This is a genomic window from Mesorhizobium sp. GW821-FHT04C10 (genome assembly GCF_059420305.1).
In genome coordinates this window covers 2,456,326-2,471,337 of the sequence record NZ_JBWKTL010000001.1, presented here as the reverse complement: position 1 = coordinate 2,471,337, position 15,012 = coordinate 2,456,326, and the positions used below count along the sequence as shown (strand labels likewise).

The 15,012-nt window shown below is 64.0% G+C and carries 14 protein-coding genes; 7 read left to right on the top strand and 7 right to left on the bottom strand.

Going from position 1 to position 15,012, the window contains the following annotated elements:
* Window positions 1-36: 36 nt before the first annotated feature.
* The gene (locus AC07UC_RS11855) at window positions 37-498 is read right to left on the bottom strand and encodes a MarR family winged helix-turn-helix transcriptional regulator (RefSeq protein WP_140771555.1); all 462 of its coding nucleotides are present in this window, start codon (window positions 496-498) and stop codon (window positions 37-39) included.
* Between the two features lie 224 nt (window positions 499-722).
* Window positions 723-1,610, bottom strand: coding sequence for a LysR family transcriptional regulator (locus AC07UC_RS11850; RefSeq protein WP_494905827.1), 888 nt, complete (start codon window positions 1,608-1,610; stop codon window positions 723-725).
* A 148-nt stretch (window positions 1,611-1,758) separates the two neighbouring features.
* Between AC07UC_RS11850 and AC07UC_RS11845 the strand changes: the two genes are divergently transcribed.
* Window positions 1,759-3,291, top strand: coding sequence for an MFS transporter (locus AC07UC_RS11845; protein WP_494905825.1), 1,533 nt, complete (start codon window positions 1,759-1,761; stop codon window positions 3,289-3,291).
* A gap of 15 nt (window positions 3,292-3,306) precedes the next feature.
* Here the strand turns inward: AC07UC_RS11845 and AC07UC_RS11840 are convergent, their stop codons facing one another.
* The 3 genes from AC07UC_RS11840 to AC07UC_RS11830 all read right to left on the bottom strand — a co-directional run bounded on the left by AC07UC_RS11840 (window position 3,307) and on the right by AC07UC_RS11830 (window position 5,724).
* On the bottom strand, window positions 3,307-3,621 hold the full coding sequence (locus AC07UC_RS11840; RefSeq protein ID WP_494905823.1) for a nuclear transport factor 2 family protein: 315 nt from the start codon (window positions 3,619-3,621) through the stop codon (window positions 3,307-3,309).
* 154 nt (window positions 3,622-3,775) lie between these two features.
* Window positions 3,776-4,552, bottom strand: coding sequence for an esterase family protein (locus AC07UC_RS11835; RefSeq protein ID WP_202326078.1), 777 nt, complete (start codon window positions 4,550-4,552; stop codon window positions 3,776-3,778).
* A 5-nt stretch (window positions 4,553-4,557) separates the two neighbouring features.
* Entirely contained in the window at window positions 4,558-5,724 is a 1,167-nt protein-coding gene (locus tag AC07UC_RS11830) for an ATP-grasp domain-containing protein (protein WP_494905821.1), read from the bottom strand.
* A gap of 412 nt (window positions 5,725-6,136) precedes the next feature.
* Between AC07UC_RS11830 and leuA the strand changes: the two genes are divergently transcribed.
* The 4 genes from leuA (at window position 6,137) to AC07UC_RS11810 (ending at window position 11,654) form a co-directional block, all read left to right on the top strand.
* Entirely contained in the window at window positions 6,137-7,897 is a 1,761-nt protein-coding gene (leuA, locus tag AC07UC_RS11825; protein ID WP_140771567.1) for a 2-isopropylmalate synthase, read from the top strand.
* A 241-nt stretch (window positions 7,898-8,138) separates the two neighbouring features.
* Window positions 8,139-9,902 carry a tetratricopeptide repeat protein gene (locus AC07UC_RS11820; protein ID WP_494905819.1) on the top strand — a complete coding sequence of 588 codons (1,764 nt, stop codon included), beginning with the start codon at window positions 8,139-8,141 and terminating at the stop codon, window positions 9,900-9,902.
* Window positions 9,903-10,126: 224 nt separating this feature from the next.
* Entirely contained in the window at window positions 10,127-10,930 is an 804-nt protein-coding gene (locus tag AC07UC_RS11815; protein ID WP_494905817.1) for an alpha/beta fold hydrolase, read from the top strand.
* Between the two features lie 109 nt (window positions 10,931-11,039).
* Entirely contained in the window at window positions 11,040-11,654 is a 615-nt protein-coding gene (locus tag AC07UC_RS11810; RefSeq protein ID WP_494905815.1) for a hypothetical protein, read from the top strand.
* On the opposite strand, the gene AC07UC_RS11805 is transcribed toward AC07UC_RS11810, so the two are convergent.
* On the bottom strand, window positions 11,638-12,567 hold the full coding sequence (locus AC07UC_RS11805) for a metallophosphoesterase family protein (RefSeq protein WP_494908923.1): 930 nt from the start codon (window positions 12,565-12,567) through the stop codon (window positions 11,638-11,640). The genes AC07UC_RS11810 and AC07UC_RS11805 overlap by 17 nt on opposite strands.
* 71 nt (window positions 12,568-12,638) lie before the next feature.
* Between AC07UC_RS11805 and AC07UC_RS11800 the strand changes: the two genes are divergently transcribed.
* The gene (locus AC07UC_RS11800; RefSeq protein WP_494905813.1) at window positions 12,639-13,133 is read left to right on the top strand and encodes an NUDIX domain-containing protein; all 495 of its coding nucleotides are present in this window, start codon (window positions 12,639-12,641) and stop codon (window positions 13,131-13,133) included.
* A 1-nt stretch (window position 13,134) separates the two neighbouring features.
* On the opposite strand, the gene AC07UC_RS11795 is transcribed toward AC07UC_RS11800, so the two are convergent.
* Window positions 13,135-14,124 carry a glutathione S-transferase family protein gene (locus tag AC07UC_RS11795; RefSeq protein WP_494905811.1) on the bottom strand — a complete coding sequence of 330 codons (990 nt, stop codon included), beginning with the start codon at window positions 14,122-14,124 and terminating at the stop codon, window positions 13,135-13,137.
* A 265-nt stretch (window positions 14,125-14,389) separates the two neighbouring features.
* Between AC07UC_RS11795 and AC07UC_RS11790 the strand changes: the two genes are divergently transcribed.
* The gene (locus AC07UC_RS11790) at window positions 14,390-14,914 is read left to right on the top strand and encodes a GNAT family N-acetyltransferase (RefSeq protein WP_140771579.1); all 525 of its coding nucleotides are present in this window, start codon (window positions 14,390-14,392) and stop codon (window positions 14,912-14,914) included.
* Window positions 14,915-15,012: the final 98 nt, after the last annotated feature.

The following is a 15,012-nucleotide window of genomic DNA, read 5'->3' as shown; positions in this document are numbered from 1 at the left end:
GATCGAACGGCTGCGTGGATCGTGGATATTGAAGGGTCAGGAGTCGGCGAGCCGTTTCAACAATTCGACGGCGCCCGCGAGTTGCTTCTGCTCCTCGCGGTCAAGGTTCGCCTGGATGGCGCGGAACAACCAGTCCTGTCGGGCCGCCCGCCCGGTCGCAATCATGTCCCGGCAGGCAGCCGTAAGCGACAGGAGGATCTGCCGGCCATCGGCCGGATCCGGCGCGCCTTCCACCAGACCGGCCAGTTGCAGCGCTGACACAATGGCGCCCATCGACTGCGGACGCATGTCCTGGGCGCGCGCCAGCGTCGTCACCGTCGCCGGCCCCTCGCGCTCGAGATGCAGCAGCGCCGACTTCTGCGACGTGGTCAGATCACCGGTATCGGCCTGTTCGCGCAGCCGCCGGATCAGCCTGCCGGCCACCACCCGAAGCTCGGCCGCCAGGGCTAGCGCATGCGCGGCTTCGGGGTCGTCCTGCGGGGGCAATTGATCTTTCATGGCCGCTTTGTAGTAGATATGAAGCTAAACTTCAAAGTTTAACTTCATATCAGAAATCACAAGACCGTGACCCCTGGCCGGCCGAAGACCGTGACCCCTGGCCGGCCGAAGACCGTGACCCCTGGCCGGCCGAAGGCCGTGACCCTGGCCGGCCGAAGGCCGTGACCCTGGCCGGCCGAAGGCCGTGACCCTGGCCGGCCGAAGGCCGTGCCACGCCGGCCGGCCTATCGCGCCACGGAGAGGCGCTCGGGAAGGAAATCGACGAAGACGCGCACCTTCGGCGACAGATGGCGATTGGAAGGCCACAGCATCCGGAATTGGCCACGGCCGTCGACATGATCGTCCAGCACGATCCGCAGCTTGCCGTCGCGCAGCGCCTCGCGGACCAGGAAATCGGGCATGCAGGCGATGCCGAGGCCAGCCATCGTGGCGCCCTTCAAGGCTTCCATATTGTTGCAGGTCAGCATCGAGCGGATCTGCGGTTCGGCGGCGCCGGTGATGAACGGCCACTCCAGCAGTCTGCCGCTGTTGAGAAAGCGGAAGTTGATGCCGAAATGCCTGATGAGATCTGCCGGCGCGCCGGGAGTGCCATGGCGGTCGAGATAGGACGGCGCCGCGCACAAAAGCATGCGAAACGGCGCAACGGGTCTCGACACCAATCGTGAATCGGGCAGCTGGCCGCTTCGAATGGCGACGTCGATGCCCTCTTCAATGACGTCGACGATGCGATCGTTGAAATCGATATCGAGCTCGATCTCGGGGTAGCGCTCCATGAACTCCGACAACACCGGCAGCAGCAGATGGTAGGTGACGATCGGGGTCGACACGCGCAGCCGGCCGTGCGGCGTCTCTCGTGCCCGCGACAGCATCGCTTCGGCATCGTCAATGTCGTCGAGGATGCGCCGAACCCGTTCGTTGAACAGCCTACCCTCTTCCGTCAGCCCGATGCGTCGCGTGCTGCGTTGCAGGAGCCGCACGCCGAGCTCTTGTTCGAGCCTCGCGACACTCTTGCCGACGGCGGAGGCAGAGATGCCGAGCGCCCGGCCGGCAGCGATGAAACTGCCGAGTTCGGCGGTGCGGGCGAAGGCCATGAGGCCGCTGAGACGATCCATCGCATTCTTCCATTCGAGCGTTTTAGTCCGGTATATCAGGAGATATAATACCATTTTTCCTGAAAGGCCGTCGACCTATCTTGTCGTTACGACCGGCGCCGCAACCCGTGCGCCATGCCGGCCGATGCTGCTTCAGATAGGAAAATCCATGACCTTGCAGACCATAACCGGCTCGACCGCGAGATGGCTCGTGCTCTTGTCGGTATGCCTTGCCGCGATGACCATGCCCTTGACCTTCACCGGCCCGGCCGTCGCGCTCTCCCGCATTGCCGCCGATCTCGGCGGCAGCCCGATCGCGCTCAACTGGGTCACGAACGCCTTCATGCTGACCTTTGGCGCCGGCCTGATGGCATCGGGAGCGCTGGCCGACAACCACGGCCGCAAGCGCGTCTTCCTTACCGGCCTCTGCCTCTATGTCGTGGCATCACTCGGCGCGATGCTGGCGCCCGACATCGTCTGGTTCGACATGTTCAGGGCCGCGCAAGGGATCGGCAGTGCCTTGGCCTTCGCCGGCGGCGCCTCGGCACTTGCCCAGGAATTCGAAGGGCCGCTGCGGCTGCGCGCCTTCTCCTTCCTCGGCACCAGTTTCGGCATCGGCCTGGCCTTCGGCCCCATCGCCTCGGGCCTGCTCATCTCCGCACTCGGCTGGCGGTCGATCTTTGTTCTGGTTGTAGTACTTGCGATCGCCGCGGCAACCCTCGGCCTGCGCACCATCAGGGAATCGCGCGACCCGGATGCAACCGGGCTCGACTGGGCGGGAGCCGGCACATTCACCGTCGCGCTGGCCGCGCTGACCTTTGGCGTGCTGCAGGCGCCGCAGACCGGCTGGGCCGATCCCGTCGTCATCGTGTTGCTCGCGGCGGCAGTCCTCTTCTTCGCCGCCTTCGTCATCGTCGAGCGGCGCGTGCGCCGGCCGATGCTTGATCTCACCCTGTTTCGCTTTCCCCGCTTCGTCGGCGTCCAGTTCCTGGCGGCGGCGCCTGCCTACGGCTTCGTCGTCCTGCTCGTGCTCCTGCCGATCCGTTTCATCGGCATTGAAGGGATGAGCGAGGTCAAGGCCGGGCAATTGATGATCTGCCTGTCGGGGCCGCTGCTGATCCTGCCCTTGCTCGCCGGTCAGCTGGCGCGCTGGGTCGCTCCGGCCACGATCTGCGGCGTCGGTCTGCTCATCGCTGCCGCCGGCCTCGTCTGGCTGAGCCTGACACCGCCGGTTGCGGTCGCTCTGGTGGCGCCGCTGATGCTGATCGGCGTCGGCATCGCTCTGCCCTGGGGATTGATGGACGGGCTCGCCGTCAGCGTCGTGCCGAAGGAGCGCGCCGGCATGGCGGTCGGCATCTTCAACACCACCCGCGTCGCCTGCGAGGGCGTGGCGCTGGCCATCGTCATGGCGACCCTGTCGGGCTTCACCGCGGCACAACTCGCCACTCGAGGCGCATCTCCCAGGGATACGGCCTCCGCGGCGCAGTTGCTGGTCACCGGCAATGTCGGTGAAACGGCGCAACATCTGCCATTGGCCAATGCCGGCGCTCTGGTCGAGGCCTATGAGACGGCGTTCGACCGGCTGCTGATCGTGCTGGCCGTAATCACCATCGTCACCGCCCTTGTCGTCTTCCTCGGCCTGCGCCGCGGATCGGCGGCGGAACACGAGGCAGTCCCGCTGCCGGCGTGCCAGGAGGCATGATCGTCCGCGACGACATCAGGTGATGACGAGGCTCGCTATGCGGTCTCCATCCAGCGTGAAAGTCATGTCGCCCTCGCCGTTGAAGCCCTTGCCCTTGACGGCGATGCGGACGCGATAAGTGCCGTCCGCCGGCGTGATGCTGACGATGCTCAGATGTGACTTCACGCCGATATTGTCCGACTGGTTCCAGCGCGCGATCTGCTCGCGGCCCTGGAACGATCGTCCCCAGTCGCTCAGGAACGCGTCGTCGGCAAAGCTATCGAGAAAGGCTTCCGTGTCACCCTTGTTGGTGGCATCGACAAAGCGGCGGAGGGGGTCGGGTGTGTTCATTCGTCAGCGCCCAAGGTGCATTGAGATTCAGGTCAGGCCGAGTCGAAAACGATGGTTTCCGAGAACCGGAGCGGAGCGTACTTGAAGTAGGTGAGCACCGGAAGCGCAGGAAACCTTCGTTTGCAGACCGGCATCACCTGAATATCAATGCACCTTAATCGAGCCGATGCATCAGGTCATCATCCAGCCACCGGCCGAAGAAATAGACCAGCTGCTTGTGCCACCATGGCCAGTCATGGCTGACATCGCCACCCCAATAGTCGACCCAGGCCGGAATCGACTTGTCGCGCAATATCTGCTCCAGCTGGCGCGTCTCGACCAGCATGCGCTCTTCCCAGGCGCCCTGCCCGCAGCAGAAGATCAGCCTCAGCGCCTTCAGCCGGGCCAGCAGCTTGGGGTCGACGATGCCGGGCAGATAATCGAGCGGCGAGTTGTAGAAGATGTCGCCCTCCAGCGCCTTGCCGAAGAAATCGCGGGCCGAATAGACGCCCGACAGCGAGATGACGCCGCTGGCCAGCTCCGGAAAGCGGAAGACGAAGTTCGAAGAGTGGTAGCCGCCCATCGAACAGCCTGAAAACAACGGCTTCAGCTTGCGCCCGCCATTGGCGGCCGCCGCGGTGGACAAAAATTCCGGCAGCGCCTCCTCGCGCACATAGCGGAAATAGGCCTCGTGCCGGGCGATGCGGTGCGCGGCGTCGTGATGCTTGTCGAAGAAGGATTCCGAATCGATGCCGTCGACCGTGAACAGCTGGATGCGGCCGGTGTCGATGAATTCGGCCAGTGCGCCCACCCCGCCGGAATCCTCGAACTGATAGAACCGTCCCTGCGAGGTCGGGAACACCACCACCGGTCGGCCGGCATGGCCGTAGCGCTTGTATTCCATGTCGCGGCCGAGATTGCGGGCGAAATGCTTGTGATAGGAGATGTCCATCGCCTTCAAGCCTTTTCAGCGTGGATATAGGCGACCGCCTCACGCAGATCAGCCTGATCCTTCGAGCGCATCTGGTAGGCGTAATTTCCCATGGCGCGGCTGAAAACCTCTTCTATCGGCTGATGGTGGACGATCTTGTCGCGGTGCGCCGCTAGCACGTCCTCATGACTGTGCAAATAGTGGAGGTGCCGCTTGCGGCTGGCATAGGCGGTGAAATATTTGCCCTCATAGGGCCCGCCGGCAGCGTCCTTGACCACCATATCGGCCCATGCCGCGTAGACGTCGATATCGAACGTGTAGTTGATCGCGTCGGTCATCCAGGCGCCGGGCGGCCGCATGTTGACCTCCAGCGCGATGATCCGGTCGTCCCTGGTCTCGAACAGCTCGATGTGGAAGAAGCGTTCGCGCACGTCGAACGCCTTCAGGATCTTGCGTCCGGCCTCCTCGACAACAGGTCGGATCCGGGGAAAGCAGGTGTAGCTCATGTGGCGGTCCTTGTTGACCACCTCCATGACGCTCTGGTCATAGCGGTGGCTGGCCGCCAGCACCACCTCGCCGTTGCGGTTGACCAGCCCGTCATAGGTCACCACCAGCCCTTCGATGAATTGCTCCATGACGAAGGTCACGTCCTCGGGCTTGTCCCGGAAGAACTGGTCGAGTTCCTTGGCGTTGGAGATCTTGAAGGTATTCGAGGCACCGGAGCCCGAATCCGGCTTCACCACGACGGGATAGCCGACGCGGCGGATGAAGGTCATGGCGCCGGCGCGGTCGGAGCATTTGCGCTGCGCGATCGTCTCGACGCCGCTCTTGCGGAAGAAGGCGCGCATGCGGCTCTTGCGCTTCAGGTTCTTCACGAAATCGAGCTTGGTGCCGTAGATGTTGAAATCGGTGCGGATGTTGGCTTCCAGTTCCAGCCAGTGCTCGTTGAGCGATTCGAAGCGGTCGATGCGGCCCCATTTGTGGATGAAATGGCCTATCGCCCGGAACACCGCATCATAGTCCTCCATGTCGGCGACGCGGTAATATTCCGAAAGTGCTGCTTTCAGCTTGCCGTCCAGCGCGTCGTAAGGCGCGTCGCCAATGCCGAGCACGGTGGCGCCCGCCTTCTTCAGCCGGTCGCAGAAATCAGCGCCGTTGGCGGGGAAATGCGGCGAGAAGAACACGAAATTCATGGACGACCCCCTTCCCGGCGATGGCGCACCGCAGCCCCGCCGGCGCCCAAGTCTGGCGCATTTGCGGCGCGCGGGAAAGAGCATCCGCATTGAGGATAGTGGTCGACCGATCCCGGCCCGCTTGCCTCTCACGGGCCGCTCCTGTATGAGAGCCGGCATGAACACGCGCGCCACCACCGCTTCCCGTCAGACCGGCTTTGCCGGCGAGACCGTGCGCGCGCTTGCCTCGACCCTGCTTCTTCTCGGCCTTATCGGCGATCGCCGGGTTCGCTGAAGGAGCGCCCGGCGGTCGAACCGCCGCGCAAGCGCATGCTCCTTGGCAGTCATATCAAGCGAACGAAAATCTGGTAAAGGCGCCACTCGCCACCCATCCGTCCAAGACGGATCCGAGGGCCGCCGGGAGAACAAGACGATGAACGCACGAGAAGAAATCCGCCCTGATGCCGCGGTAGCCGGCAAGAATGCTCCGAAGGGCATGACCGAGTCAGCCCAGGGCATGCCGGATGCGGCCCGCAAATATCAGCCCTATCCGACCGTAGGCCTCACCGACCGGACCTGGCCCTCGAAAGTGATCGACAAGGCGCCGATCTGGTGCTCGGTCGATTTGCGCGACGGCAACCAGGCGCTGATCGATCCGATGGGCCATGAGCGCAAGGCGCGCATGTTCGGCCTGCTGCTCGACATGGGCTTCAAGGAAATCGAGATCGGCTTCCCCTCGGCCTCGCAGACCGATTTCGACTTCGCCCGCTGGTGCATCGAGGAAGGCAACGTCCCCGCCGACGTATCGCTGCAGGTGCTGGTGCAGTGCCGGCCCGAGTTGATCACCCGCACCTTCGAAGCGCTGAAGGGCGCCACCAACCCGATCGTGCATTTCTACAATTCGACAAGCGAATTGCAGCGCCGCGTCGTCTTCGAAAAAGATGTCGGCGGCATCAAGCGCATCGCCACCGACGCCGCCAAGATGATCACCGACATGGCGGCCAAGGCCGGCGGCGGCTACCGTTTCGAATATTCGCCGGAGAGCTTCACCGGCACCGAGCTCGAAGTGGCGCTGGAGATCTGCAACGCCGTCACCGAGATCGTCAGGCCGACTTCAGACAACAAGCTGATCATCAACCTGCCGTCGACGGTCGAGATGTCGACGCCCAACGTCTATGCCGACCGCATCGAATGGATGTGCCGCAATCTCGACAACCGCGAAAATCTGATCATCTCGCTGCATCCGCACAATGACCGCGGCACCGGCATCGCCACCACCGAGCTCGGCCTGATGGCCGGCGCCGACCGCGTCGAAGGCACGCTGTTCGGCAATGGCGAGCGCACCGGCAATGTCGACATCGTCACCCTGGCGCTCAACATGTACACGCAAGGCGTCGATCCCGGCATCGACTGCTCCGACATCAACCGGATGAAGGACGTCTACGAGTACTCGAACCAGTTGAAGATCCCCGAGCGCCACCCCTATGTCGGCGAACTCGTCTACACTGCCTTTTCCGGCTCGCACCAGGATGCCATCAACAAGGGCATGAAGGCCTTGAAGAAGGCCAACACCAGCCTGTGGGAAGTGCCTTATCTGCCGATCGACCCGGCCGATGTCGGCCGCAGCTACGAAGCGATCATCCGCATCAACTCGCAGTCGGGCAAGGGCGGCATCGCCTATGTGCTGCAGGCCGATTACGGCTTGAACCTGCCGCGCAATTTGCAGATCGAGTTCAGCCAGGCGATCCAGGCGATCACCGACGCCGAAGGCAAGGAGGTTCCGGTCAAGCGCATTCATGAACGCTTCCTCGAGACCTATGTCGACCAGCCGGGCGCGCGCCTGAAATTCCTCGACCACCACACCTATCCCGATACCGAGGTGAAGGGCCGGCGCGTTGTCGAGGCGGTCATCCTCGACAACGGCAAGGAAGTGACCATATCCGGCACCGGCACCGGTCCGATCGACGGCTTCGTCGACGCGCTGTCGCGTCATGTCGGCGTCGAGATGTCGGTGCTCGATTACTCCGAGCACTCGATGCAGCGCGGCTCGAATGCGTCGGCCATTTCCTATGTCGAGATGGAATATCCCGGCGGCAAACTGTTCGGCGCCGGCATCAACACCAACATCGTCGCCGCATCGCTGGAAGCGGTGACTTCGGCCGCCAACCGCATCGTCGGCCGCAAGGCGCGGTAGCATTTGCCGGTTATCGGCGCGAGAGATTCGACCGGCTCTCGCGCCGCTATTTTTTCAAGCCGGAACAAGAGCTTGTCCACATCCAACCGCGTCGTCCCGTGACCGGCGGCGGCCCCCGTCATTAACCACCGGAAAATTATCCGGTTAGGTACGCGATCGCATAAGGGCTGCATACTTGTGTGGCGATGCGGGCACTATATGATCGCGCCTCAACCTGTGCCGACTTCGAGAGGATCGACACTTGCAGCATGCCACGCCTGCCGCCCCCGCAGTGCGCGAGACACTGGAGCGACTGCTTGCCAGCGAAACGTTCGGAAGATCCGAGCGCGCGCGCAAGCTGATCCGTTATCTCGTCGAACGCGAGCAGGCCGGCGAAGCCGACAGGCTCAAGGGCTTTTCCATCGCCATGGATGTCTTCGGCAAGGATGGCGATTTCGATCCGTCGACCGATGCCGTGGTGCGAGTGCAGGCAGGCAGGCTGCGCGAACTGCTACAGCAGTATTTCGCCAATGAGGGCATCGCCGAACCGGTCCGCATCGCCATTCCACGCGGCGGCTACGTGCCGGCTTATGAGCTCAACGCGATCCGTTTGCCGGAAACCGTTGAGCCTGCCGGACAGGCCAAACCGGCGACCGCTCTGTCCGAACCATCCGGTGATCCTGCCCCCGCCGTGGCGTTGCCTGCCGTACCTTCTGCCACCCCCTCGGTGGCGCGCCATCTCAGGTTCTTCTGGATGGCGATCGCCCTGGTCATCGCCATGCTCGGCGTTCTGATCATGCGTCAGGGCAGCGGCGCGCTGCTCGCCGGCGGCGACATGCCGGCCGCGGTCGAGACTGCCGGCCTGACCAGCAGCATCGCATCGTCGCCCGCGAGCGAGGCCTTGCCGCTCGTCTATATCGCCGTCAAGGCCAGCGGCGCCGACGCCAGCCGCGTCGCCGCGGCGCTGCGCGCCGGTCTGAGCGGCTTCGACACGATCGACTTCATCGGCCGCGACACGGTCGACAAGACCGATTCGGCCGCCAGCGCGGCAAGCTTCATCTTCGATGTCCTGCCTGGACCGGATGCTGGCGACGTGACCATCGAATTGCAGAGCGTGGCGACCGGACGGGTGCTTTTGTCGCGCAACCTGACCACCGCCGACAGCGCGCCATCGGCCGTCGAGGACCGTATCGCCGGCATACTGAGTTCGGCCCTTCCCGCGTCCGGCACCATCTACAGCTATATCGAGCAGAGCGGCATTCAGACCGCCCTGACGCAGTGCCTGTTGCTCAACGACAAATATTATCTCGACCAGAACGCCAAGACGCACGAGGCCGCCTATCGCTGCCTAGAAACCCTTGCCGACAACGGCGCCAGATCGCCGCTGGTCTATTCGGAGCTCGCCTCGCTGCATCTGGAGGCCGTGAACGACCACTACGCCTATCCGCCGGACGCGACGATAGAGAAGGCGGTGACATTCGCGCATCGCGCCGTGCAGATGGGGCCGACCAGCCCCTATGCGCATCGCTCCTACGGTTACATCAATTCGCGTATCGGCAATGCCGACGAGGCCCTGCGCTGGATGCGCAAGGCCTATGACCTCAACCCCTACGATCTCGCCATGGCCGCCGCTTATGGCTATGGGCTGATCTTCACCGGGCGGTATGCCGAGGGGACGCCGATCCTGGCCCATGCGGTGGACGCCTCCAGCGGCCATCCGACCTGGTGGGATTTCGGGCTGTTCGCCGGCGAACTCATGCTCGGCGACACGAACAAGGCGGCCATCGCCAGTTCCGCCCTGCGAACGACCGCAACGAAATCGCACTATCTCGCCGCCCGGCTGATCGGCGCCAGGATCTCCGGCCAGGACGGTCAAGCGCGAAAGCTGATCGATGAGCTGAGCGCCAAGTTTCCGAGATTCGCCGCCAATCCGCGCGCGACCTTCATCGACCGAAAATATCCGGCCGACCTGACCGAACGCCTGGTCGGCGCCTTGCGCGCCGCCGGACTCGGCAACGCCAGCTGATGTCCAATAGACCGGGCCTATTTGGACCAATGGGACAGTTGGACGCCCGCGCGCTGCGGATAAAGCCGCAATCGCGCTGATTTAGCCGGCTTTGCCGGCAAAGCCATGGAATGGCATGCTCGCGCCCAGGCGCCAGTCGCGAAAACTTTACTGGTCATCCGGCTGGACAAGGAGCAATCCAGCCACATTTCGAGTTTTCCCGCAATCTAACACCTTCCGCGATCATGATCTCATCGCTCCATGCCACCGAACAGGGTGTTGGCTCGAAGACCATCGTCCTGCTGCACGGTTTCGGCGGCTGCTCCGACGGCTGGCGAGACGTGGTCGCCTCGCTCGCGCCTTCCGTGCGCACGCTTGCTTACGACTTGCCGGGGCACGGCCTGTCGCTCGATTTTCCGGGCGCCGGGCCCGCAAAGGTCGCGGCAAGGGCCGTTCTTGCCGACCTTGCGGCGCGCGCGGGCAAACGGATCCATCTCGTTGGCCATTCGATGGGCGGAGCGGTGGCGACCCTGATGGCGCTGGCCGAGCCCGAAAAGGTGGCCTCGCTGACCCTGCTGGCGCCCGGCGGCTTCGGCCCGGAAATCAACGGGCCACTGTTGCGCCGCTATGCCGGCGCACACAGCCCATCCGAGATCCGCGCCTGCCTTGCCGCCATGTCGGGGCCACGGGCACCGCCTTTTGATCACGCCGCCGACACCCTCTGCGACATGCGCAAACGGCCCGGGCAACTGGAAAAACTCGTCGAGATCGCCGCCGCCATGACCAGGGACGACCGGCAAGGCGTCATCCCGCGCGACCAGTTGGAGAGGCTGGCCATGCCGGTGATGGTGGTGTGGGGCAGTGATGACGCGGTGCTGCCCTTCACCCAGGCGGACGACCTGCCGGCGCGCTTTCATGTGCATCACGTGCTGGAGGCCGGCCATATGCTGGTCGAGGAAGCACCCGATCTGGTGGCTGATATCATCCAGCGCAACATGAACCGTCGCGCCAGGCCCATTCGCCCGAGGCTCGCCACCGCGACTGGTTGAGTTCTTCCCGCGCAACGGTGTCCCGCGCCGCGCGCCGTCTATCTCGCCAGTGCATTTTGCCGGCGGCTGTGTTAACTGCGTGTTAACCAACCCCGCGAGGCAGACGCCGATGAAGGACGCAGGCGAAAAGATCGATCCGTCGAGAAAACTGTCCGATGCCATCCGTGATGTGAAGAACGCCTTCGCCGACCGCGACGATGTCGTTGTCGACATGCGCGAGGCGCATCGCATGCGCCTCGATCTCCTGGCAGCCGAACTTGCGCCTGTCTTCGCCGACGTGCCCGCCGACATGGACAATTTCGACTTCGTCGTTTCCTCGGGGCTGCAGCCGCGCCTGTGGATCGACGCCGTCAGCCATGTCGCGATGGGGCGCGACCGCCGCACCTACCGCTTCCTCAAGGACACCCGTATTGGCCGTGTGGTGCTTGCCGAATCGACCGAGATGAAGCCGGTTGCCGATTCCGTGACGCGCTATGTCGCCGAGCGCATCGTCGAGCGGCAAAGGATGATGGAAGGCGGGGCCGAACCGGCCGTCGCCGGCATGAAGCGCGCCCAGGTGGCGGAAGCCGAGCCGCCGCTGCGCTCGACGACGCGCGGCAAGGGCTGGTCGGCCTTCCTGTCAGGCCTTGGCCTGATCGCCGCCGGCGCCCTGGTCGGCCTGGCGGTGTCGGTCGCCCTGTTCTGGGACCGCCTCGTGGCCATGGTGTTCAGCCTGCGGCAATAGAAGCGCTGGCCTCCACACCCAGTTCCATGGTCTGCAGATCGGTAGGCGGCATCGCCGGCCCGGTCAGGCCGCGCCGTGTCAGGCGGATGCGCCAATTGCCCTTTTCGCCATCGATGTCGAACAGATTGTACTGTGCCGCTGGATGCTTGCCCCCCGGCGCCTGACCGGCGGCGGCGACGCCGACCACCGGGACCTTGGCGTCGCGCGGGCCGATCTGGAACAGTGACGGTAGATGCGAATGTCCGTGCAGGACCAGTTCCGCGCCGTGCCGGCGGATGATCTTGTGGAAGCGGGCGATGCCGAACAGCCGCTTGTGCTGCGAGACGGCGCCGCGCACCGGCGGATGGTGGATCATGATCGCGCGAAACAGGCCTTGCGCGGCGGTGTCGCGAAGGATCTTGCCAAGCCGCTCCGCCTGCCCCTCCATGAAGAAGCCGTTGGCCATGAAGGGAGCCGTGGCACGCGCCGTCGAGACGCCGATCAGCGCGACATTGCCGCGCACGCGCAGATAGGGGAATGCGTTGCGGTCGACCGGTGCGTTGACGCCGTCGCCGCTCATCCAGGCCGCCCATGCGCGGCAGACCTTGTCGAAGGCGCCAGGCACATAGGCGTCGTGGTTCCCCGGAACCACCGAAACATCATGCGGCGATCCCAGCGTCTCCAGCCAGTGTTTGGCCATCTCGATCTCGCCGTCGAGCGCCAGATTGACCAGGTCGCCGGTGACGGCGAGATGGTCGGGGTTCTGCGCCTTGATATCGGCGGTGATGGCATCGATGACGGCGTCATGCATGTGGCGGCGGCGGTTGCGCTGCCAGTTGACGTAGCCGAGCACGCGCTTGGAGGCGAGATCGCGATAGGATACATCGGGGAGCGGCCCCAGATGGACATCGGAAATATGCGCGAGCCTGAACATCCATCCCTCATAGGCGACCAGCGCCCCGCTTTCCACTCAAGGTTTCCTTATCACCCACGGTTTCGCACCTGATGGCAAATCCGGAAGACGCCTTCCGCCAGACCGGCTGGGCGGGTTTGAGGTCCAGGCTGTTCCACCTCTATTTCGTGCTGCGGCGGCCGATGACGCTCGGCGTGCGCGGCCTGATCCATGACGCTGCCAACAATTCCGTTTTCCTCATCCGACACACCTATGTGCCGGGCTGGCAGCTTCCCGGCGGTGGCGTCGAAACGGGCGAAACGCTTGCCGAGGCGCTGGCGCGCGAACTGGCCGAGGAAGGCAACATCGCGCTGACCGCGCCGCCGGTTCTCAAATCGATGCATTTCAACCGCCGTTCCAGCCGCCGCGACCATGTCGGCTTGTACCTGATCGAGCACTTCAGCCAGACAGCACCGAAGCAGCCGGACCACGAGATCGCCGAGGCCGGTTTCTTCCCGCTGGATCGCTTACCCAGGGACACGACGCCGGCGACGCTGCGGCGGATCGCCGAGGTTTTTCGGGGTGAGTCGACATCGCCCTACTGGTAGATCAGGCCCGCTCCCCGAACCGGACCCGGTCATGCGGCGCGCCATAGTCCAGTTCCGGCCCTAGCGGCACGATCCGTGTCGGATTGATCGTTTCGTGACTGCCGTAATAATGCGCCTTGATGTGATGCAGGTTCACCGTGCCGGCGACACCAGGCACCTGATAGAGGTCGCGCAAATAGTTCGACAGGTTCGGATAGTCGGCGATTCGGCGCAGATTGCACTTGAAATGGCCGACATAGACCGGGTCGAAACGCACCAGCGTGGTGAACAGCCGCCAGTCGGCCTCGGTGATGCGATCGCCCGCCAGATAGCGTTGCCTGGAAAGGCGATCCTCCAGCGTATCGAGCGCCGAAAACAGTTCGCCGAACGCTTCCTCATAGGCCGCCTGGGTGGTGGCGAAGCCCGCACGGTAGACGCCGTTGTTGATGGCGGGATAGACCAGCGCGTTGATCGCATCGATCTCGCCCCGCAACGCTTCAGGATAGAAATCGAGGCCGGCGTCGCCCCATTCGTCGAAGGCTGAATTGAGCATCCGGATGATTTCGGAAGACTCATTTGAGACAATGGTCTGCTCCTTCTTGTCCCACAGCACCGGCACCGTCACTCGGCCCGAATAGGTGGGATCTGCCCTGGTATAGATCTCGTGCAGGAAATCGAGGCCGTAGAGCGTGTCGCCGGTGGCGCCGTCTTCGGCAAGAAACGTCCAGCCATTCGCGCCCATGAAATGATGCACAACCGAGACCGAGATGATGCCTTCGAGCTTCTTCAGCGCGCGAAAGATCAGCGTCCGGTGCGCCCACGGACAGGCGAGCGAGACATAGAGGTGATAACGGCCGGGTTCGGCCTTGAACCCGCGGCCACGGTCTCCGGCGGGCGTTCCGTCGCGCGTGATCCAGTCGCGCCATTGCGATTGCGGACGCACGAACTTGCCGCCGCTTTCCTTGGTGCCGTACCAGCGGTCCTGCCATTTGCCGTCGACCAGCAATCCCATGAGATGTCCTTTCGCGTTTCCACCTCATGTAGAGCGCGATGCGGCAGGCCGGAAATCATTCAGGGCTGAACAGATTGTCAATCAGTAGGGCCAGCGAAGGCGCCGATTGCGGCGGCCGAAAATTGATGCTAGCGGACACTCCGCATGTTCGACTTTGCTTTGATCCGGTTTGACCGACGACGAAAGGGCGCCCGCGCTTGAAGCGCTGACTGGCGAATGCTGCCGTTCGCAGCAACCTTTCCTCCTCTACCGGAACGCAAAGACCATGAGCCTTGCCGACGTTAAATACCTGCCGGAAACTCCGGCGCACGACCCTGAAATCGAAGCCATCAATGACGAGGCCTTCGGGCCTGGCCGTTTCGTGCTTGCCGCCTACAAGATCCGCGAGGCCGGCGGCCATGAGCGTGGATTGTCCTTTGTCGCGGTCGACGGCGATATCGTCGTCGCCTCGGTACGCATGACCCGCATTGCCGCCGGTGCCGGCCGCGCGCTGATGCTCGGGCCGCTTGCCGTGCGGCCCGCCTTCAAGAATCTCGGCATCGGCCGCCGGCTGGTGGCGATCGCGCTGGAGGCGGCCGCAAAGTCCGGGGCGCCGGCCGTCATACTGGTCGGCGACGAACCCTATTACGGGCCGCTCGGCTTCAAGCGCATCCCGCGCGGCCAGATCTCGATGCCGCGCCCCGTCGACCTCGACCGCCTTTTGTCGCACGAGATCACGCCGGGCGCGGTTGCCAGGCTCACGGGCGAGGTCGGCCATGCCAGCCAGGCCAGGCTCGCCGAGCACGTCTAGGCGATGGCTTGACCTGGTCCTTCGATCCGGGCCTTGATCCGTCCTGTTCTCCTGGAGCAATTCCAGGAAAAATGTGAAACGGTTTTCCCACGGGACTT